A 19402-nucleotide genomic window follows, 5' to 3' on the forward strand; every position below is an offset into this window, starting at 1 on the left:
TCGACTCGATCTTTCAGGTCGATGTACAACCCCAGACACCTCGGTCGGCCCCTCGAACCCATAATCGACTCGATCTTTCAGGTCGATGTACAACCCCAGACACCTCGGTCGGCCCCCTCTCCCTTTGGGAGAGGGCTGGGGTGAGGGTGAAAAATCTCAAATCAGAAAGAATCACCCGGGATGCGCACGTAGCCTTCCATGAGAACGCGTGCGCTACGGCTCATGATGGCTTTCTTCACCACCCACTCGCCGTTTTCCAGGCTGGCTTCAGCGCCAACGCGCAACGTCCCGGATGGATGCCCGAAGCGCACGGCATTACGTTCAACGCCACCGGCGGCAAGGTTTACCAAGGTGCCGGAGATTGCTGCAGCGGTGCCGATGGCCACGGCCGCCGTGCCCATCATCGCGTGATGCAACTTGCCCATCGACAACGCCCGCACCAGCAAATCCACATCACCGGCGCCAACCGCTTTGCCACTCGACGCCACGTAATCCGCAGGCTTGGCAACGAACGCGACTTTCGGCGTGTGCTGACGCTTGGCCGCTTCGTCAAGATTGGAGATCAGGCCCATGCGCAGCGCGCCATAAGCCCGAATCTTCTCAAACATCTGCAGCGCTTGCGGATCGCTGTTGATCGCACTTTGCAACTCGGTCCCGGTGTAACCAATGTCTGCGGCATTGACGAAAATCGTCGGGATGCCGGCATTGATCATGGTTGCCTTAAAGGTGCCGACACCCGGCACTTCCAGCTCATCGACCAGGTTGCCGGTGGGAAACATCGAACCACCGCCACCCTCTTCTTCCGCCGCCGGATCCATGAATTCAACCTGGACTTCAGCCGCCGGAAAGGTCACGCCGTCGAGTTCGAAATCACCGGTCTCCTGCACTTCGCCGTTGGTGATCGGCACGTGGGCAATAATCGTTTTGCCGATGTTGGCCTGCCACACGCGCACCACTGCGACACCGTTGTACGGAATGCGGCTGGCATCGACCAGGCCATTGCTGATGGCGAACGAACCGACCGCTGCCGAGAGGTTGCCGCAGTTGCCACTCCAGTCGACGAACGGCTTGTCGATGGAGACCTGACCGAACAGGTAATCGACGTCGTGATCAGCCTTGATGCTTTTCGACAGGATCACGGTTTTGCTGGTGCTTGAAGTCGCGCCGCCCATGCCGTCGATTTGTTTGTCGTACGGGTCGGGACTGCCAATTACGCGCAGCAGCAAAGCGTCGCGAGCCGGGCCGGGAATCTGCGCCGCTTCGGGCAGATCCTTGAGGCTGAAAAACACGCCTTTGCTGGTGCCGCCGCGCATGTAAGTGGCGGGGATTTTAATCTGTGGTGCGTGAGCCATATTGCTCCTTACCGAAGGCATGGGGCCTGAAACCCCATGCCCGCATCAGTTGATTTAAACGGCAACCGCCGACTCTTCAAGGAAGTCCTGAGCGAAGCGCTGCAACACGCCCCCAGCCTCGTAGATCGACACTTCTTCAGCGGTATCCAGACGGCAAGTCACCGGCACATCAACGCGCTCACCGTTCTTGCGATGGATCACCAGCGTCAGATCCGCACGCGGTTTGCGCTCGCCGATCACGTCGTAGGTTTCGCTGCCATCGATGGCCAGCGTATGACGGTCGGTACCCGGCTTGAACTCCAACGGCAACACGCCCATGCCCACCAGGTTGGTGCGGTGAATGCGCTCGAAACCTTCAGCGGCAATCGCCTCGACGCCGGCCAGTCGCACGCCTTTTGCCGCCCAGTCACGGGATGAACCCTGACCGTAATCGGCGCCAGCAATGATGATCAGCGGCTGCTTGCGCTCCATGTAGATTTCGATGGCTTCCCACATGCGCATCACTTTGCCTTCCGGCTCGACCCGCGCCAGCGAACCCTGTTTGACCTTGCCGTTTTCCACGACCATTTCGTTGAACAGTTTCGGGTTGGCAAACGTTGCGCGCTGCGCGGTCAAGTGGTCGCCACGATGCGTGGCGTAGGAGTTGAAGTCCTCTTCCGGCAGGCCCATTTTCGCCAGATATTCGCCGGCGGCGCTGTCGAGCATGATCGCGTTGGATGGCGACAGGTGATCGGTGGTGATGTTGTCCGGCAGCACCGCCAGCGGGCGCATGCCCTTGAGCGGACGCGCGCCGGCCAGTGCGCCTTCCCAGTACGGCGGACGGCGGATGTAGGTGCTCATCTCGCGCCAGTCGTACAGCGGCGTGACTTTCGGGCCGGTGTCTTCATGGACGGCGAACATCGGAATGTAGACCTGACGGAACTGCTCAGGCTTGACCGAAGACTTCACCACGGCGTCGATTTCTTCGTCGCTCGGCCAGATGTCTTTGAGGCGGATTTCCTTGCCGTCGACCACACCCAAGACATCCTTCTCGATATCGAAACGGATGGTGCCAGCGATGGCGTAAGCGACCACCAGCGGCGGCGAAGCGAGGAACGCTTGCTTGGCGTATGGGTGGATGCGGCCGTCGAAGTTGCGGTTACCCGAGAGCACGGCGGTGGCGTACAGATCGCGGTCGATGATCTCCTGCTGAATCACCTGATCGAGCGCGCCGGACATGCCGTTGCAAGTGGTGCAGGCGAAGGCGACGACGCCGAATCCGAGCTGCTCCAGCTCCGTGGTCAGCCCTGCTTCGTCGAGGTACAGCGCCACGGTTTTCGAGCCCGGCGCCAGCGAGGATTTCACCCATGGCTTGCGAGTCAGGCCGAGCTTGTTGGCGTTGCGCGCCAGCAGGCCGGCGGCGATGACGTTGCGCGGGTTGCTGGTGTTGGTGCAACTGGTGATGGCGGCGATGATCACCGCACCGTCGGGCATTTGCCCCGGCACGTCATCCCACTGGCCGGAGATGCCTTTGGCCGCCAGATCCGACACCGCGACGCGGGCGTGCGGGTTGCTAGGGCCGGCCATGTTGCGCACCACCGAGGACAAGTCGAAAGTCAGGCCGCGCTCGTATTGCGCGCCTTTTAGACTATCTGCCCACAGGCCGGTGAGCTTGGCGTATTGCTCGACCAACTGCACTTGCTGGTCTTCACGACCGGTGAGTTTCAGGTAGTCGATGGTTTGCTGATCGATGTAGAACATCGCTGCGGTGGCGCCGTATTCCGGAGCCATGTTGGAGATGGTCGCGCGGTCGCCGAGGGTCAGCGCCGCCGCACCTTCGCCGAAGAACTCCAGCCATGCGCCAACGACTTTTTGTTTGCGCAGGTATTCGGTCAGCGCCAGCACCATGTCGGTGGCGGTGATGCCCGGTTGCAGCTTGCCGGTCAGTTCGACGCCGACGCTTTCCGGCAGACGCATCCACGAGGCGCGACCGAGCATTACGCTCTCGGCTTCAAGGCCACCGACGCCGATGGCGATCACGCCCAAAGCATCGACGTGCGGGGTGTGGCTGTCGGTGCCGACGCAAGTGTCGGGGAATGCCACGCCCTCACGCACCTGGATCACCGGAGACATTTTCTCCAGGTTGATCTGGTGCATGATGCCGTTGCCCGGCGGGATCACATCAACGTTCTTGAAGGCCTTTTTGGTCCAGTTGATGAAGTGGAAACGGTCTTCGTTACGACGGTCTTCGATGGCGCGGTTTTTCTCGAACGCCTGTTTGTCGAAACCGCCCGCTTCCACCGCCAGCGAATGGTCGACGATCAATTGCGTCGGCACTACCGGGTTGACCTGCGCCGGGTCGCCGCCCTGCAAGGCGATCGCGTCGCGCAGGCCGGCGAGGTCGACCAGCGCGGTCTGGCCGAGAATGTCGTGGCAGACCACGCGCGCCGGGAACCACGGGAAGTCGAGGTCGCGTTTGCGTTCGATCAGTTGCTTGAGGGAATCGGTGAGCGTGGCCGGGTCGCAGCGACGCACGAGGTTTTCCGCCAGCACGCGGGAGGTGTACGGCAGGGTGTCGTAACTGCCGGGCTGAATCGCTTCGACCGCCGCGCGGGCGTCGAAATAATCCAGAGGGCTGCCGGGCAGGGTTTTGCGGAATTCTGTGTTCATCGGGTTAGGACTCGGGTCACGGTGGTTTCAAAGGGCGGGCCTGGCACCGACCTCGAAATTCACACCGACCACTGTGGGAGCGAGCTTGCTCGCGAAGACGGATTGACATTCAACATCAATGTCGACTGATCTACCGCATTCGCGAGCAAGCTCGCTCCCACAGGATCTGGGTGATTTCAATGCCGATGGTTGGCACTCACCATTTCAGCGACGTTCGATTGGCACGAACTTGCGCTGTTCGACGCCGACGTACTCGGCGCTTGGGCGGATGATGCGGTTGTTGGCGCGTTGTTCGAACACATGCGCAGCCCAGCCGGTCAGGCGCGAGCAGACGAAGATCGGCGTGAACAGCTTGGTCGGGATGCCCATGAAGTGATACGCAGAGGCATGGTAGAAATCGGCGTTAGGGAACAGTTTTTTCTGCTCCCACATGGTCTTGTCGATGGCTTCGGAAACCGGGAACAGCACCTTGTCGCCGACTTCATCCGCGAGTTTTTTCGACCAGCCCTTGATCACCTCGTTGCGCGGGTCGCTGTCCTTATAGATCGCGTGGCCGAAGCCCATGATCTTGTCCTTGCGCTCGAGCATGCCGAGGGTGCCTTTGATCGCCTCCTCCGGAGACGAGAAGCGCTCGATCATTTCCATCGCCGCTTCGTTGGCGCCGCCGTGCAACGGACCGCGCAGCGAACCGATTGCGGCCGTTACGCAGGAATACAGATCGGACAGGGTCGAGGCGCAAACGCGCGCGGTGAAGGTCGAGGCGTTGAATTCGTGCTCGGCGTAAAGGATCAGCGAGACGTTCATCACTTTGACGTGCAGTTCACTCGGCTTCTTGTCGTGCAGCAAATGCAGGAAGTGGCCACCGATGGTTGGCTCGTCGCTCACGCAGTTGATGCGTTTGCCGTCGTGGCTGAAGCGATACCAGTAGCACATGATTGCCGGGAACGCGGCCAGCAAGCGGTCAGTCTTGTCGCGCTGCTCGGAGAAGTCTTTCTCCGGTTCGATGTTGCCGAGGAACGAGCAACCGGTGCGCATCACGTCCATCGGGTGGGCGTCGGCGGGGATGCGTTCGAGCACTTCTTTGAGGGCTTGCGGCAGGTCGCGCAGCTTGCTCAGCTTGCCTTGGTATTCGTCGAGTTGTGCCTGGGTTGGCAGTTCGCCGTAGAGCAGCAGGTAGGCGACTTCTTCAAATTGCGCATCGGCAGCGAGTTCGCGCACGTCGTAGCCGCGATAGGTCAGCCCGGCACCGGCCTGGCCCACGGTAGACAGTGCGGTTTGCCCGGCAACCTGGCCACGGAGCCCGGCGCCACTGAGTACTTTTGCTTCGGCCATTGTGTTCTCCAATCTTTTTGAATTTGTATGGGGAAAACTTGTGGGAGCGAGCCTGCTCGCGAAGGTGGCTGGAACACCTCGGCGCATCAGGGACACCGCGTTATCGTTGGCGACCTTCGCGAGCAAGCTCGCTCCCACAGGGTTTGATTCAGCCTTTCTTTTGTGCAAACAACGCATCGAGCTTCTGCTCGAAGGTGTGGTAATCGATGCGATCGTAAAGCTCCATGCGAGTCTGCATGGTGTCGATGACATTCTGTTGTGTGCCGTCGCGGCGGATCGCCGTGTAGACGTTTTCCGCAGCCTTGTTCATCGCGCGGAACGCCGACAGCGGATAGAGCACCAGCGACACGTCGGCGCCAGCCAGTTGCTCGGTGGTGTAAAGAGGCGTTGCGCCGAACTCGGTGATGTTGGCCAGGATCGGCGCTTTCACACGGTTGGCGAACAGCTTGTACATCTCCAGCTCAGTGATCGCTTCCGGGAAAATCATGTCAGCGCCAGCCTCGATGCACGCGGCAGCGCGGTCGAGTGCCGATTCCAGACCTTCCACCGCCAGCGCATCGGTACGCGCCATGATCACGAAGCTGTCGTCAGTACGGGCGTCAACGGCGGCTTTGATGCGGTCGACCATTTCCTGCTGGCTGACGATCTCTTTGTTCGGACGGTGGCCGCAGCGCTTGGCGCCGACCTGATCCTCGATGTGAATTGCCGCCGCGCCGAACTTGATCATCGATTTGACCGTGCGCGCCACGTTGAACGCCGAGGAGCCGAAACCGGTGTCGACGTCGACCAACAGCGGCAGATCGCAAACGTCAGTGATGCGCCGAACGTCAGTCAGCACATCATCCAGGCCGGTGATGCCCAGATCCGGCACGCCGAGCGAGCCTGCCGCCACCCCGCCACCGGACAGGTAGATCGCCTTGAAACCGGCGCGCTTGGCCAGCAGCGCGTGGTTGGCGTTGATCGCGCCAACCACTTGCAAGGGATGCTCGCTGGCGACCGCATCGCGGAAACGCTGGCCTGGAGTGCTGTGCTTGGAACTCATGACTCACCTCGTTCAGTGGCTGTCTTATTGTGGGCGCCGTCCTGGTAGTGACGGGCGATGTTGCGTTTCGAGGCGCCGATGTGACGACGCATCAACAATTCCGCGAGTTCGCCGTCACGGTCGGCGATGGCATCGAGAATCCGGTGGTGTTCAGCGAAGGCCTGACGCGGGCGGTTCGGCGTGGTGGAAAACTGGATGCGGTACATGCGCACCAGTTGATAGAGCTCGCCGCAGAGCATCTGCGTCAGCGTGCGGTTGCCGCTGCCCTGGATGATCCGGTAGTGGAAGTCAAAATCGCCTTCCTGCTGGTAATAGCCGACACCGGCCTGAAACGCCGCATCGCGCTCATGGGTTTCCAGCACGCGGCGCAGTTCGTCGATTTCTTCGACGCTCATGCGTTCGGCTGCCAAACGGCAGGCCATACCTTCGAGGGATTCGCGGATTTCGTAGAGTTCGAGCAATTCGGCGTGGCTGAGCGAGACCACCCGCGCACCGACGTGCGGTACACGCACCAACAGACGCTGGCCTTCGAGCCGATGGATGGCCTCACGTAATGGCCCCCGGCTGATGCCGTAGGTGCGCGCCAGCTCCGGCTCGGAGATCTTGCTGCCCGGGGCGATCTCGCCTTTGACGATGGCCGCCTGAATGCGCCGGAAGACGTTTTCCGAGAGTGTCTCGGAATCGTCGCCGCTGATGACCGGGGGATCGAGTTGATCCAGCATGATTGTCGACACCTTTAAATCCAATGCGGCAAAAACTAGCTAATTCGCCCGCGTCAGTCAAAGGATAAATAGACATTGTCGACAATCGTCTAATAACAGCTTCTGACATCCCCAAGGGTTATAGACCGGTCCCGGCGCTGGCGCCATAAACCCACCGTGCTAGAATGCCGCCCGCATTTGCTGGCCATTTGTACGGCTTGTCATATAAAGCTGCCAGGCACACGAAGGGCCTTGCGCAAGTTTTGCCAAGGACCTGAACCGAAAACGGAACGCTGCGCACCAGGATTTATGAGACTCAAGCCCTTCCCCACATTCTTTGCCCTGTTTTGCCTGCCCGGCCTCGCCGCCGCGGGGGAAAAAACCGTGTACGGCCTCAACGAATACGCTTCGCTTGATGGCATCAATCTGGAAGTCGCAGCCAAACTCGACACCGGCGCGAAAACCGCCTCGCTGAGTGCCCGCGACATCAAACGCTTTAAACGCAACGGTGAGTCCTGGGTACGTTTCTACCTGGCCATCGACGCCGCGCATTCGCACCCGATCGAAAGGCCACTGGCCCGGGTCAGCAAGATCAAACGCCGCGCCGGCGACTACGACCCGGAAGAAGGCAAGAAGTACACCGCCCGTCCGGTGATCGAGCTGGATATCTGCATGGGATCAGCGATGCGCAGCATCGAAGTGAACCTGACCGACCGAAGTGCGTTCCAATATCCGCTTTTGATCGGCTCCGAGGCACTGAAACGCTTCGACGCGCTGGTCGACCCCAGTCTTAAATACGCTGCCGGCAAACCCGCCTGCACCATCGCCGCTCATACCGCCGAGTAATTTCCATGCGTTCTCTAACCTTCCACCTGAAAATCCTGATCACCATTCTGGTGCTCCTGGGCGTTTCGGTTACGGCCTATCAGATTTTCGTGCTCGGCATCCCGGTGACCGAAGATGCGACCGACGACTTGTGGAACATCGACGCCAAGGTCGAGTTCGTCGCCAGCACCAAGGATCCGGTGAAGATCCAGATGTTCGTGCCACCGTTGAGCCGCGACTACGTCAGCCTCAACGAGAGCTTTATCTCCAATAACTACGGCGTCGCTGTGAACCGCGTCGATGGCAACCGCAAGGTCACTTGGTCGGCACGTCGCGCCAAAGGCAACCAGACCCTTTATTACCGTCTGGTGCTGACCAAGCGCTACACCGCGGAAAAGACCAAGATCAAAGGCCCGACCTTCCGCGACAGCATCGCCATCGAAGGCCCGGAAAAAATCGCCGCCGAAGCCCTGCTCGCGCCGATTCGCCAGCACTCGGCCGACGTCGAAACGTTTATTGGCGAGGCGATCAAACGCGTCAACAACCTCAATGACGACAACGTGAAACTGCTGCTGGCCGGCGATCCGTCGACCGCGCACAAAGCCAAAATCGTCGAACTGCTGCTGTCCATCGCCCACGTGCCGGTGGAAAAAGTCCACACCATCCGCCTCGTCGCCGACCAGCCGCAAATGCCTGAACTGTGGCTGCGCAGCTTCAACGGCAACGACTGGCTGTACTTCAACCCGGAAACCGGCGAGCAAGGCCTGCCGACCGACCGCCTGCTGTGGTGGACCGGCGATGAAAACCTGATCACCGTCGACGGCGGCAAGAAAGCCAATGTGACCTTCAGCCTGAACAACAGTGAGATGAACGCGATTCGTCTGGCCAAGCTGACCGACGAGAACACCGACGCCAACTTCCTTGAATACTCGCTGTACGGCCTGCCGCTGCAGACCCAGCAGACGTTCATGATCATGGTGATGATCCCGATTGGCGTGCTGGTGATCCTGATTCTGCGCAACCTGATCGGCCTGCAGACCCTCGGCACGTTTACCCCGGTACTGATCGCCCTCGCCTTCCGCGAAACGCAGCTGGGCTTCGGCATTCTGCTGTTTACCGTGATCACCGCGCTGGGCCTGTCATTACGTTCGTATCTGGAACACCTGAAGCTGCAAATGCTGCCGCGACTCTCGGTGGTGTTGACCTTTGTCGTAGTGCTGATCGCGGCGATCAGTCTGTTCAGCCATAAACTGGGTCTGGAGCGCGGCTTGTCTGTAGCGCTGTTCCCGATGGTGATTCTGACCATGACCATCGAACGCCTGTCGATCACCTGGGAAGAGCGCGGCGCCAGCCATGCGATGAAAGTCGCCATCGGCACGCTGTTCGCCGCCTCGCTGGCGCACCTGATCATGACCGTGCCTGAGCTGGTGTACTTCGTGTTCACCTTCCCGGCGATCCTGCTGATTCTGGTCGGCTTCATGCTGGCGATGGGTCGCTATCGCGGCTACCGCCTGACCGAACTGGTGCGTTTCAAGGCTTTCCTGAAGAAGGCTGACGCCTGATGTTCGGTTTCTGGAAGACCTGGAAGGCCTTGGAGGCGCGGGGCATCATGGGTATCAATCGGCGTAACGCCGACTACGTGCTCAAGTACAACAAGCGCAGCTTGTACCCGATCGTCGATGACAAGATCATCACCAAGGAGCGCGCCATCGAGGCCGGCATTCACGTGCCGGAGCTGTATGGCGTGATCTCCACCGAGAAGGAAATCGACAAGCTCGACGAGATCATCGGCGGGCGCAGCGACTTCGTTATCAAACCGGCGCAGGGCGCGGGCGGTGACGGCATCATCGTGATTGCCGACCGCTTCGAGGGCCGCTATCGCACGGTGTCGGGCAAGATCCTCGCCCACGAAGAACTTGAGCATCACATCTCGAGCATCCTCACCGGTTTGTATTCGCTGGGCGGTCACCGCGATCGGGCGCTGATCGAATACCGGGTGACCCCGGACCAGATCTTCAAAAGCATCAGCTACGAAGGCGTGCCGGACATCCGCATCATCGTGTTGATGGGTTATCCAGTGATGGCGATGCTGCGCTTGCCGACCCGGCAGTCCGGCGGCAAGGCCAACCTGCACCAGGGCGCCATCGGCGTCGGTGTGGATCTGGCCACCGGTCTGACGTTGCGCGGCACCTGGCTGAACAACATCATCACCAAACACCCCGACACCACCAACGCGGTGGACGGCGTGCAACTGCCCTACTGGGACGGTTTCATGAAACTCGCGGCGGGCTGTTATGAGCTGTGCGGGTTGGGCTATATCGGTGTTGATATGGTGCTGGATCAGGAGAAAGGACCGCTGATTCTCGAGCTGAATGCGCGGCCGGGGCTGAATATTCAGATCGCCAATGATTGTGGGCTGACGTTGCGTACCCATGCGGTTGAGGCGCGGCTGGAAGAGCTGAAGGCGCGTGGGGTCACGGAGACGGTTGAAGAGCGCGTGGCGTTTACTCAGGAGATGTTTGGGCATATTCCTGCGGTCGAAGGCTAAGAGCTGAAAAGCTAAAAGCCCCTCACCCTAACCCTCTCCCAGAGGGAGAGGGGACTGACCGAGGTGGATGAGGGAAGTACGCCGACCTGAAAGTCTTGAGTCGAACTCAAGTCTTGAAAAGCCCCCGATCTGCCCCCTCCCCCTCGCCAGCTTGATAACGAGCCGAACTCGGATCTTGAAAAGCATGAAGATCGGCGCCCGTCCCGAAATTTCGAGTCAAACTCAGGCCTTGAAAAGCATGAAGATCTGCCCCCTTTCCCCCTCGCCCCCTTGGGGGAGAGGGCTGGGGTGAGGGGGAGGCTTTTGACTTTGATCTGACAGCGGAGAGGACTACAATCCCCACCCCGCCTCAACGGCCGATCTGCCCCGCCCATGTTGACCTGCTCCGTACACCCGCTGCCCTACCGCGCCAATCCCGCCGACTACTTCGCGGCCATTCGCAACGCCCCCGGCGCCGTGCTGCTCGACAGCGGCCGGCCAAGTGCCGACCGTGGCCGTTACGACCTGCTCAGCGCTTGGCCGCTGCAACAACTGGCGGTGTTGCCGGACGAAAGCGGCAGTCACTTCCTGCAACGTCTGCGCGACAATCTGAGTCGTTTGGGCGAGGCAGATTTGCCAATGGGTTGTGAGCTGCCCTTCGCCGGCGGTTTGATCGGTTACCTGAGCTACGACTTCGGTCGACATCTGGAAAACCTGCCGAGCCAGGCGCTGGACGATCTGCAATTGCCAGATGCTCGCTTTGGTTTGTACGACTGGGCGCTGATCAGCGATCACCAGACGGCCACCAGCCAATTAGTGTTTCACCCGACCGTGATCGACAGCGAGAAACAGCGTCTGATCGCGCTGTTCAGCCAGCCGCTTGTTGAATCGATGACGCCGTTCAAACTGAACCAGCCGATGAGCGCCGACCTCTCGGCCGACAATTACCGCAAGGCCTTCGAACGTATTCAGCATTACATCCAGGCCGGCGACTGCTACCAGGTCAACTTCGCCCAGCGCTTCCGCGCGGCATGTCAGGGCGATCCATGGCTGGCTTATTGCGCATTGCGCGAAGCCTGCCCAACACCGTTCTCCGGTTTCCAGAGCCTGCCCGAGGGCGGCGCGGTGTTGAGCCTGTCGCCGGAGCGCTTCGTCAAAGTCAGCGAACGCCAAGTAGAAACCCGCCCGATCAAAGGTACTCGCCCCCGTGGCCTGACACCCGCCGAAGACGCCGCCAACGCCGCCGAACTGCTGGCCAGCCCCAAGGATCGCGCGGAAAACCTGATGATCGTCGACCTGCTGCGCAACGACCTCGGCCGCACCTGTCGCATCGGCTCGGTGCGCGTGCCGGAGCTGTTCAGTCTGGAAAGCTATCCGAACGTGCATCACCTGGTCAGCAGCGTCACCGGTGAGCTGGCGGATGATCGCGATGCACTGGATCTGATTGCCGGCAGTTTCCCCGGCGGCTCGATCACCGGCGCGCCGAAGATTCGCGCGATGCAGATCATTGATGAGCTGGAACCGACCCGACGCGGTTTGTATTGCGGCTCGTTGCTATATTTGGACGTACGCGGCGAGATGGACAGCTCCATCGCGATTCGCAGTCTGTTGGTCAAGGATGGGCAGGTGTGCTGCTGGGGCGGTGGCGGGATTGTCGCCGATTCGGACTGGCAGGCGGAGTATCAGGAGTCGATTACCAAAGTCAGAATCCTCCTCGAAACCCTGCAGAACCTTTAAAAGCTTAAAGCTTCGCGAGCAGGCTCGCTCCCACAGGGTGAATGCATTGCAAATGTGGGAGCGAGCCTGCTCGCGAAGGGGCCTTTCCAGACGACTACAAACTCAAATCCCGATTCGAGGCCTTCAAGAATTCCTGCTTCAGCTCGGCAAAGGTATGCACGGCAGGAAACTGCGGAAACTCCCGAATCACATTCTCCGGCGCATGGAACAGAATCCCGGCATCCGCCTCACCCAGCATGCTCGTGTCGTTATACGAATCCCCCGCCGCAATCACCCGGTAATACAGGCTCTTGAACGCCAGCACCGACTGGCGCTTGGGATCTTTCTGACGCAACTGATAGCTGGTCACCCGCCCGGTCTCGTCAGTAATCAGACGATGGCAAAGCAAGGTCGGGAAGCCCAGTTGGCGCATCAGCGGCTGCGAGAACTCGTAAAACGTATCCGACAGAATCACCACCTGAAAGCGCTCACGCAGCCAGTTGACGAACTCCACCGCGCCATCAAGCGGCTTGAGCGTGGCGATCACTTCCTGAATGTCCGACAGCTTCAAGCCGTGCTCGTCGAGAATGCGCAGGCGCTGCTTCATCAGCACGTCGTAATCGGGAATGTCCCGGGTGGTGGCCTTGAGGGATTCGATTCCGGTTTTTTCGGCGAAGGCGATCCAGATTTCCGGCACCAACACCCCTTCAAGATCCAGGCAAGCAATTTCCACAAGACACTCCCGTTGTATTGATTATTTGAGTCGAGCGAGGCCGAACTCTAGCGACTCACATGCAGACGCGCAACGCACAGCACGCCCCCGAGCCCCGCAGCTTTTTGTTACCATCAGCGCCATATAGAGCGCCCAGCGCCACCGACCTGTAGGAAGCCGCCCTGATGAGTGCAACGTTCGACGTCGTGGAACTCGCCACGACCTATGCCAATAAATCCGCCCAGGACATTCTGAAACTCGCGTTTGCCGAGTTCGGCGATGACCTGTGGATCTCTTTCAGCGGCGCCGAGGATGTGGTGCTGGTGGACATGGCCTGGAAGCTCAACAAGAACGTCAAGGTGTTCAGCCTCGATACCGGCCGCCTGCACCCAGAGACCTACCGCTTCATCGATCAGGTGCGCGAGCACTACAAGATCGACATCGAACTGGTATCGCCGGACTACACGAAACTCGAACCGTTCGTGAAGGAAAAAGGCCTGTTCAGTTTCTATAAGGACGGCCATGGCGAATGCTGCGGCATCCGCAAGATCGAGCCGCTGCGGCGCAAACTGTCCGGCGTCAAAGCCTGGGCCACCGGCCAGCGCCGCGATCAGAGCCCGGGCACGCGTAGCGCTGTGGCGGTGATGGAAATCGACACCGCGTTCTCTACACCTGAGCGCACCCTGTACAAGTTCAATCCGTTGGCGCAGATGACCAGTGAAGAAATCTGGGGCTACATCCGCATGCTTGAGCTGCCGTACAACAGCCTGCATGAGCGCGGCTTCATCAGCATCGGCTGCGAACCGTGCACCCGCCCTGTCCTGCCGAACCAGCACGAGCGCGAAGGCCGCTGGTGGTGGGAAGAGGCGACGCAGAAAGAGTGCGGGTTGCATGCCGGAAATATCATCAGCAAGGCATAACCATCTGAATTGTTACGCCATTCCCTGTGGGAGCGAGCTTGCTCGCGAAAGCGTCGTGTCAGTCACTGAATTACGTCACTGATATACCGCATTCGCGAGCAAGCTCGCTGCCACAAGGTCCTTTAGCGACTCTAAAAATGTGTACACACGAATGTCACCATCGGTGCCATTTATGTGTGCACTTTTTTCTTTCAGCGCCCTGAAAAGTTACATCACTGCCAAAAACTCCTCGCCTCCGCCCGCTATCAAAATCCCCCGCCCAAAATAAATACCTGTTCGAACGGTCAATTTTTAACCAATTACTTTCAAACACTTAGCGCTCCTCGATAACTTTTCGAAATGAACACGGCTGCGCATAGATCCGCAACTGGCACAGATCTGGCTTTAGTGCATACATGTTTTGTATACAAAACTGCAAAACATACACACTTTCGATCCGCAAGCCTGAAGCGCCCTATCCCGTACAGGCTGCAGATGCCCCGTAACCAGTGATGTTCGCTGGCCGCGACGAAGATATGTCGAGCCTGAACGCTCATGCACAGTCATCGCGGCCCTGCACATCAGGAGCCTGCCGGAATGCGTACAAGTCTCTCCAATAACATCGCGCTGAATCTGCCCGCCTCTGCCCTCGACCAACCGTTACCCGATGACGGTCTGACCGAGCCGTTACAACTGAGCCCGCGCCTGCACAACAGCGATCTCGCGCCGACCAAGGCCGAGGGTCGGCGCTGGGGCAAATACAGCATCTTCGCCCTGTGGACGAACGACGTGCACAACATCGCCAACTACTCCTTCGCCATCGGCCTCTACGCTTTGGGCCTGGGAGGCTGGCAGATTCTGCTGTCGCTGGGGATTGGCGCGGCGCTGGTGTACTTCTTCATGAACCTGTCCGGCTACATGGGACAGAAAACCGGCGTGCCGTTTCCGGTGATCAGCCGGATCAGTTTCGGCATTCACGGTGCGCAAATTCCTGCACTGATCCGGGCGGTTATCGCCATTGCCTGGTTCGGGATTCAGACGTACCTGGCCTCGGTGGTGTTCCGCGTATTGCTCACAGCGGTGCATCCCGGTTTCGCCGAATACGACCACAACGCGATTCTGGGTCTGTCGACTTTGGGTTGGGTGTGTTTCGTGGCGATCTGGTTCGTGCAACTGGCGATCCTTGCCTACGGCATGGAAATGGTGCGCCGCTACGAAGCGTTTGCCGGACCGGTGATTCTGCTGACCGTGGCCGCCCTCGCCGCGTGGATGTACTTCCAGGCCAACGCGACCATCGCCTGGTCGATCCGCGAACCACTGACCGGTGGCGAGATGTGGCGCAACATCTTTGCCGGCGGCGCGTTGTGGCTGGCGATCTACGGCACGTTGATCCTCAATTTCTGCGACTTCGCCCGCTCTTCGCCATGCCGCAAGACCATCAAGGTAGGAAACTTCTGGGGTTTGCCGGTGAATATTCTGGTGTTCGCCGCGATCACAGTCCTGCTCTGCGGTGCGCAATTTCAGATCAATGGCCGGATCATCGAAAGCCCGACCGAGATCATCGCCTCGATTCCCAACACGTTCTTCCTGGTGCTCGGTTGCCTGGCGTTTCTGATCGTCACCGTGGCGGTGAACATCATGGCCAACTTCGTCGCCCCGGCCTTCGTGCTGAGCAACCTGGCGCCGAAGTACCTGACGTTCCGTCGCGCCGGGCTGATCAGCGCGACCATCGCGGTGCTGATCCTGCCGTGGAATCTCTACAACAGCCCGCTGGTGATCGTGTACTTCCTGTCCGGCCTCGGCGCCCTGCTCGGCCCGTTGTACGGCGTGATCATGGTCGACTACTGGCTGATCCGCAAAGGTCGGATCAACGTACCGCAGCTCTACAGCGAAGATCCCAACGGCGCTTATTACTACAGCCGCGGGATCAATTTCCGTGCGGTGGCGGCGTTTATTCCTGCGGCGCTGATCGCCATCGTCCTGGCATTGGTGCCGGGGTTCCACAGCGTTTCGCCATTCTCCTGGCTGATCGGCGCGGGGATTGCCGGGATGCTCTACCTGATCATCGCCAAATGCCAACCGCACTACACCGACATCAGCGGCGAATCGATCGCTGTCGACAACGTCTGCCATTAATTCCCTCGCGGCCCGGACTTCGGGCCGCAGAACTGCCCGCTATAAGGATTTCCCCATGCGTATTCTCGTGGTCAACGTCAACACCACCGAATCCATCACTGACGCCATTGCCCGCTCGGCGCAGGCCGTTGCTTCGCCCGGAACGGAAATTGTCGGTTTGACGCCGTACTTCGGTGCCGACTCGATTGAAGGCAACTTCGAAAGCTACCTGGCAGCCATTGCGGTGATGGATCGGGTGATGTCCTACGATCAGCCGTTCGATGCGGTGATTCAGGCCGGTTATGGCGAACATGGCCGGGAAGGTTTGCAGGAATTGCTCAATGTGCCCGTAGTGGACATCACCGATGCGGCGGCGAGTACGGCGATGTTTCTGGGGCACGCATATTCGGTGGTGACCACACTGGATCGCACCGTGCCGCTGATCGAGGATCGGCTGAAATTGTCCGGTCTGTGGGATCGTTGTGCATCGGTACGGGCCAGTGGTTTGGCGGTGCTGGAACTGGAACACGAGCCGCAGCGTGCCTTGGAAGCGATCGTGCATCAGGCGGAGTTGGCGGTGACGCAGGACAAAGCCGAGGTGATCTGCCTGGGTTGCGGCGGCATGGCCGGGCTGGATGAGCAAATTCGTCGGCGAACCGGGGTGCCGGTGGTGGATGGCGTGACGGCGGCGGTGACGATTGCGGAATCGTTGGTGCGTTTGCGCTTGTCGACGTCGAAAGTGCGGACTTATGCGACACCGCGGCCGAAGAACATCATTGGCTGGCCGGGGCGGTTTGCCCGCTGAGGCCATCAGCGAAAACCGAGTCGACCCATTCGCGAGCAAGCTCGCTCCCACAGGGGAAATGCATTCCAAATGTGGGAGCGAGCCTGCTCGCGAAGGCAGCGATTCGGTCTAAAGCCTTGCTCAAATCGCACTGAACCGCCGCGCCACCCCCTGCTCCGCAAACTGCTCAATCAAAAAATCCACAAACGCCCGAGTCTTGCCCGGCAACAATTTATGCTCGGCGTAGTAAATCGAGATGTTGCCATCATCAACAAACCAGTCCGGCAACACCCGCTGCAACGTCCCCGCCTCCAGATAGCCCACCGCAAACGGCATGCTCACCAGCGCAATCCCCAAGCCTTGCGCCGCCGTCCTGCAAGCGGCCTCGGAATCACTCATGGTCATCCGCGCCTTGAGCATCAACGGCCGACAGTTCTGTGGATTACGTCCGGTCAATTGCCAGGAACGCACGCGCCCGGTTTGCGGCGAGCGAATCAGAATGCCGTCGTGATGGCTGAGGTCATCCGGCTCGATGATCTCGGGATTGGCCTGTAAATAGTCGGTAGACGCGACCAATATCCGGTGCGCCGGGCTCAACTTGCGTGCGATCACGCCTTGCGGCAGTTCGAAACCGCCACCGATGGCCGCATCAAAGCCCTGGGCAATCAGATCGACCTGTCGATTATCGAAATGCCAATCCGGATTGATCGCGGGGTATCGTCGCAGAAACTCACCGAGCATCGGCACGATATGCAGACAGCCAAATGCTGCGCCCATGCTGACTTTCAGCGTCCCCGCCGGCAGCCCTTCGATACTGGACAGATTGGCCACGGCATTTTGAATGGTCGTCAAACTGCCACTCACCTGATCGAGGAAAAGTTGCCCGGCCTCGGTCAGCGTCAGGCTGCGTGTACTACGCTGGAACAGCCGCACGCCGAGCCGAACCTCGAGTTTGGCCACGCTCTTGCCGACGGCCGCCGGGGTGAGACTCAAGCGTCGTGCGGCCTCGGCGAAGCTCCCGACTTCGGCACTGCGCACAAAGCATTCGATGCTGCTGAAGGTTTCCATGATCGTCACTATAAACTTTTGGTTTACACAGACTATAGCAATCATGGTCTACACAGTTGTCGATACCACGCCGATACTCGCCACCAACACCAAGGCATTTCGCCTTGAATAGTCTGGAGATCGAACATGACCACTCAACACCTCAGCGGCAAAGTCGCTCTGATTCAAGGCGGTTCCCGTGGTATCGGTGCAGCCATCGTCAAACGTCTGGCCGCTGAAGGCGCTGCAGTAGCCTTCACTTACGTCAGCTCCGCCGCGAAAGCCGAAGAGTTGCAGAACAGCATCACCGCCGACGGCGGCAAAGCCTTGGCGATCAAGGCCGACAGCGCCGATGCCGCCGCCATCCGCCACGCCGTCAGCGCCACCGTCGAAGCCTTTGGCCGCCTCGACATTCTGGTCAACAACGCTGGCGTGCTGGCCGTCGCACCGCTGGAAGACTTCAAACTTGAAGACTTCGACCAGACCGTGGCAATCAACATTCGCAGCGTCTTCATTGCCTCGCAAGAAGCTGCCAAACACATGGGCGAAGGCGCACGCATCATCAACATCGGCAGCACCAACGCCGACCGCATGCCCTTCGCCGGTGGCGGTGTGTATGCGATGAGCAAATCGGCACTGGTCGGTTTGACCAAAGGCCTGGCCCGCGACCTCGGCCCACGCGGTATCACCGTCAATAACGTGCAACCAGGTCCGGTTGATACCGACATGAACCCGGCGCACGGTGATTTCGCCGAAAGCCTGATTCCGCTGATGGCCGTCGGTCGTTACGGCAAAGCCGAAGAAATCGCCAGTTTCGTTGCCTATCTGGCAGGCCCGGAAGCCGGTTACATTACCGGTGCCAGCCTGACCATCGACGGTGGTTTCGGCGCCTGATTTATCTGAGTCGACTGAACGAAAAACGCCGCCCCTCTTTTCACCGAGGGGCGGCGTTTTTTTTTCTCAGATGTCTACGCCTATTCCAGCGCCGGCAAGCCGTATGCACTCGGGGTGAACGCTTTCAGTGTGCGAAGAATCCCGTCAGCGTGTGCGTACTTTTCATCGGCCATGGCGGCATCGGGGATGGCGATCGCTGTCATGCCTGCGGCTTTCGCAGCGGTCACGCCAAACGGCGAATCCTCGAATACCAGACAATCTTCAGGCGCGACGCCCAGGCGTCGGGCGGCGGTGAGGAAAATATCCGGTGCCGGTTTGGCCGCGCCGACTTCCGGATCGTCTGCAGTAACGATGAAATCGAACAACGCGAACCAGTCGCGGTGCAGCGTGGTTTTCTGCCCGAACGATTGACGCGATGAACTGGTGCCCACAGCAATCGGGATGTTGTGCGCTTTGAGGTGGCGAATCAGCTCCTCGGCACCGGGCATCGCTTGTGCGGTGGGGAAACGCTCGCGCATCAGCGGCTCGCGGATCACCAGAAACTCTTCGGCGGTGATCGGCAGATCCAGCGCCTGCACCACGTAGTTCGCCAGATCGTTGGCCCCGCGACCAATGATGTTCTGCTTGACGCTCCAGTCGAAGGTGCGCCCGTAACGCTGGGCAATCAGCGAGGTGACCTCCGTATAAATGCCCTCGGTGTCCAGCAACAAACCGTCCATATCGAAAATCACGGCCTTGATCGGGCCGAACGCCTTCAGCGGTGCATTCATCATCGGATCCGTTAACTAAGACATCCCGGGCGGCACG

The 19402-nt window shown here is 59.7% G+C and carries 16 protein-coding genes; 8 read left to right on the top strand and 8 right to left on the bottom strand.

Annotated elements, in window-relative coordinates; genetic code table 11:
• Nucleotides 1-161 precede the first annotated feature (161 nt).
• The 5 genes from prpF to F8N44_RS30170 form a co-directional block, all read right to left on the bottom strand.
• Entirely contained in the window at nucleotides 162-1352 is a 1191-nt protein-coding gene (gene prpF, locus F8N44_RS30150) for a 2-methylaconitate cis-trans isomerase PrpF (protein ID WP_150652922.1), read from the bottom strand.
• A gap of 54 nt (nucleotides 1353-1406) precedes the next feature.
• Nucleotides 1407-4001, bottom strand: coding sequence for a Fe/S-dependent 2-methylisocitrate dehydratase AcnD (gene acnD, locus F8N44_RS30155; RefSeq protein WP_150652923.1), 2595 nt, complete (start codon nucleotides 3999-4001; stop codon nucleotides 1407-1409).
• 204 nt (nucleotides 4002-4205) lie between these two features.
• Complete coding sequence (gene prpC, locus F8N44_RS30160; protein WP_150652924.1) at nucleotides 4206-5333, bottom strand: 2-methylcitrate synthase; 1128 nt, start codon at nucleotides 5331-5333, stop codon at nucleotides 4206-4208.
• A gap of 148 nt (nucleotides 5334-5481) precedes the next feature.
• A complete protein-coding gene (gene prpB, locus F8N44_RS30165; protein ID WP_016983750.1) occupies nucleotides 5482-6375 on the bottom strand; it encodes a methylisocitrate lyase in 894 nt (297 codons plus the stop codon).
• Nucleotides 6372-7094: a GntR family transcriptional regulator gene (locus F8N44_RS30170; protein WP_172828118.1), complete on the bottom strand. Its 723-nt coding sequence runs from the start codon at nucleotides 7092-7094 to the stop codon at nucleotides 6372-6374. Before F8N44_RS30170 ends, prpB begins: the two co-directional genes overlap by 4 nt.
• Before the next feature lie 291 nt (nucleotides 7095-7385).
• Between F8N44_RS30170 and F8N44_RS30175 the strand changes: the two genes are divergently transcribed.
• The 4 genes from F8N44_RS30175 to pabB all read left to right on the top strand — a co-directional run bounded on the left by F8N44_RS30175 (nucleotide 7386) and on the right by pabB (nucleotide 12165).
• Nucleotides 7386-7922 (top strand): ATP-dependent zinc protease, encoded by a 537-nt coding sequence (locus F8N44_RS30175; RefSeq protein ID WP_016983749.1) that lies wholly within the window; start codon nucleotides 7386-7388, stop codon nucleotides 7920-7922.
• 5 nt (nucleotides 7923-7927) lie between these two features.
• The gene (locus F8N44_RS30180; protein WP_008080999.1) at nucleotides 7928-9463 is read left to right on the top strand and encodes an inactive transglutaminase family protein; all 1536 of its coding nucleotides are present in this window, start codon (nucleotides 7928-7930) and stop codon (nucleotides 9461-9463) included.
• On the top strand, nucleotides 9463-10449 hold the full coding sequence (locus F8N44_RS30185; RefSeq protein WP_077571819.1) for an alpha-L-glutamate ligase-like protein: 987 nt from the start codon (nucleotides 9463-9465) through the stop codon (nucleotides 10447-10449). The genes F8N44_RS30180 and F8N44_RS30185 overlap by 1 nt, the downstream gene beginning before the upstream one ends.
• Before the next feature lie 372 nt (nucleotides 10450-10821).
• The gene (gene pabB / locus F8N44_RS30190; RefSeq protein WP_150652925.1) at nucleotides 10822-12165 is read left to right on the top strand and encodes an aminodeoxychorismate synthase component I; all 1344 of its coding nucleotides are present in this window, start codon (nucleotides 10822-10824) and stop codon (nucleotides 12163-12165) included.
• Between the two features lie 94 nt (nucleotides 12166-12259).
• Here pabB and thrH read toward each other — a convergent pair whose 3' ends face one another.
• Nucleotides 12260-12877 carry a bifunctional phosphoserine phosphatase/homoserine phosphotransferase ThrH gene (thrH, locus tag F8N44_RS30195; RefSeq protein WP_150652926.1) on the bottom strand — a complete coding sequence of 206 codons (618 nt, stop codon included), beginning with the start codon at nucleotides 12875-12877 and terminating at the stop codon, nucleotides 12260-12262.
• 164 nt (nucleotides 12878-13041) lie between these two features.
• Between thrH and F8N44_RS30200 the strand changes: the two genes are divergently transcribed.
• The 3 genes from F8N44_RS30200 to F8N44_RS30215 all read left to right on the top strand — a co-directional run bounded on the left by F8N44_RS30200 (nucleotide 13042) and on the right by F8N44_RS30215 (nucleotide 16675).
• Complete coding sequence (locus F8N44_RS30200; protein WP_141129074.1) at nucleotides 13042-13776, top strand: phosphoadenylyl-sulfate reductase; 735 nt, start codon at nucleotides 13042-13044, stop codon at nucleotides 13774-13776.
• Between the two features lie 576 nt (nucleotides 13777-14352).
• Nucleotides 14353-15891, top strand: coding sequence for an NCS1 family nucleobase:cation symporter-1 (locus F8N44_RS30210; protein WP_150652927.1), 1539 nt, complete (start codon nucleotides 14353-14355; stop codon nucleotides 15889-15891).
• A gap of 55 nt (nucleotides 15892-15946) precedes the next feature.
• Entirely contained in the window at nucleotides 15947-16675 is a 729-nt protein-coding gene (locus F8N44_RS30215; protein ID WP_150652928.1) for an aspartate/glutamate racemase family protein, read from the top strand.
• Between the two features lie 120 nt (nucleotides 16676-16795).
• Here F8N44_RS30215 and F8N44_RS30220 read toward each other — a convergent pair whose 3' ends face one another.
• Complete coding sequence (locus F8N44_RS30220; protein WP_150652929.1) at nucleotides 16796-17722, bottom strand: LysR family transcriptional regulator; 927 nt, start codon at nucleotides 17720-17722, stop codon at nucleotides 16796-16798.
• A gap of 126 nt (nucleotides 17723-17848) precedes the next feature.
• Between F8N44_RS30220 and F8N44_RS30225 the strand changes: the two genes are divergently transcribed.
• Complete coding sequence (locus F8N44_RS30225; protein ID WP_150652930.1) at nucleotides 17849-18595, top strand: 3-oxoacyl-ACP reductase family protein; 747 nt, start codon at nucleotides 17849-17851, stop codon at nucleotides 18593-18595.
• Between the two features lie 80 nt (nucleotides 18596-18675).
• Here F8N44_RS30225 and F8N44_RS30230 read toward each other — a convergent pair whose 3' ends face one another.
• Complete coding sequence (locus tag F8N44_RS30230) at nucleotides 18676-19365, bottom strand: HAD-IA family hydrolase (RefSeq protein WP_150652931.1); 690 nt, start codon at nucleotides 19363-19365, stop codon at nucleotides 18676-18678.
• Between the last annotated feature and the right edge of the window lie 37 nt (nucleotides 19366-19402).

Source organism: Pseudomonas fluorescens (genome assembly GCF_902497745.1).
In the GTDB taxonomy this organism is placed as follows: domain Bacteria; phylum Pseudomonadota; class Gammaproteobacteria; order Pseudomonadales; family Pseudomonadaceae; genus Aquipseudomonas; species Aquipseudomonas fluorescens_BM.

Excerpts from the sequence above, each read along its gene's own strand:
- F8N44_RS30220 (WP_150652929.1), bottom strand. The coding sequence starts at position 17,722 with ATGGAAACCTTCAGCAGCATCGAATGCTTTGTGCGCAGTGCCGAAGTC.
- F8N44_RS30180 (WP_008080999.1), top strand. The coding sequence starts at position 7,928 with ATGCGTTCTCTAACCTTCCACCTGAAAATCCTGATCACCATTCTGGTG.
- prpC (WP_150652924.1), bottom strand. The coding sequence starts at position 5,333 with ATGGCCGAAGCAAAAGTACTCAGTGGCGCCGGGCTCCGTGGCCAGGTT.
- F8N44_RS30175 (WP_016983749.1), top strand. The coding sequence starts at position 7,386 with ATGAGACTCAAGCCCTTCCCCACATTCTTTGCCCTGTTTTGCCTGCCC.
- F8N44_RS30210 (WP_150652927.1), top strand. The coding sequence starts at position 14,353 with ATGCGTACAAGTCTCTCCAATAACATCGCGCTGAATCTGCCCGCCTCT.
- F8N44_RS30185 (WP_077571819.1), top strand. The coding sequence starts at position 9,463 with ATGTTCGGTTTCTGGAAGACCTGGAAGGCCTTGGAGGCGCGGGGCATC.
- pabB (WP_150652925.1), top strand. The coding sequence starts at position 10,822 with ATGTTGACCTGCTCCGTACACCCGCTGCCCTACCGCGCCAATCCCGCC.
- prpF (WP_150652922.1), bottom strand. The coding sequence starts at position 1,352 with ATGGCTCACGCACCACAGATTAAAATCCCCGCCACTTACATGCGCGGC.
- F8N44_RS30225 (WP_150652930.1), top strand. The coding sequence starts at position 17,849 with ATGACCACTCAACACCTCAGCGGCAAAGTCGCTCTGATTCAAGGCGGT.
- prpB (WP_016983750.1), bottom strand. The coding sequence starts at position 6,375 with ATGAGTTCCAAGCACAGCACTCCAGGCCAGCGTTTCCGCGATGCGGTC.
- F8N44_RS30200 (WP_141129074.1), top strand. The coding sequence starts at position 13,042 with ATGAGTGCAACGTTCGACGTCGTGGAACTCGCCACGACCTATGCCAAT.
- F8N44_RS30215 (WP_150652928.1), top strand. The coding sequence starts at position 15,947 with ATGCGTATTCTCGTGGTCAACGTCAACACCACCGAATCCATCACTGAC.
- acnD (WP_150652923.1), bottom strand. The coding sequence starts at position 4,001 with ATGAACACAGAATTCCGCAAAACCCTGCCCGGCAGCCCTCTGGATTAT.
- F8N44_RS30230 (WP_150652931.1), bottom strand. The coding sequence starts at position 19,365 with ATGAATGCACCGCTGAAGGCGTTCGGCCCGATCAAGGCCGTGATTTTC.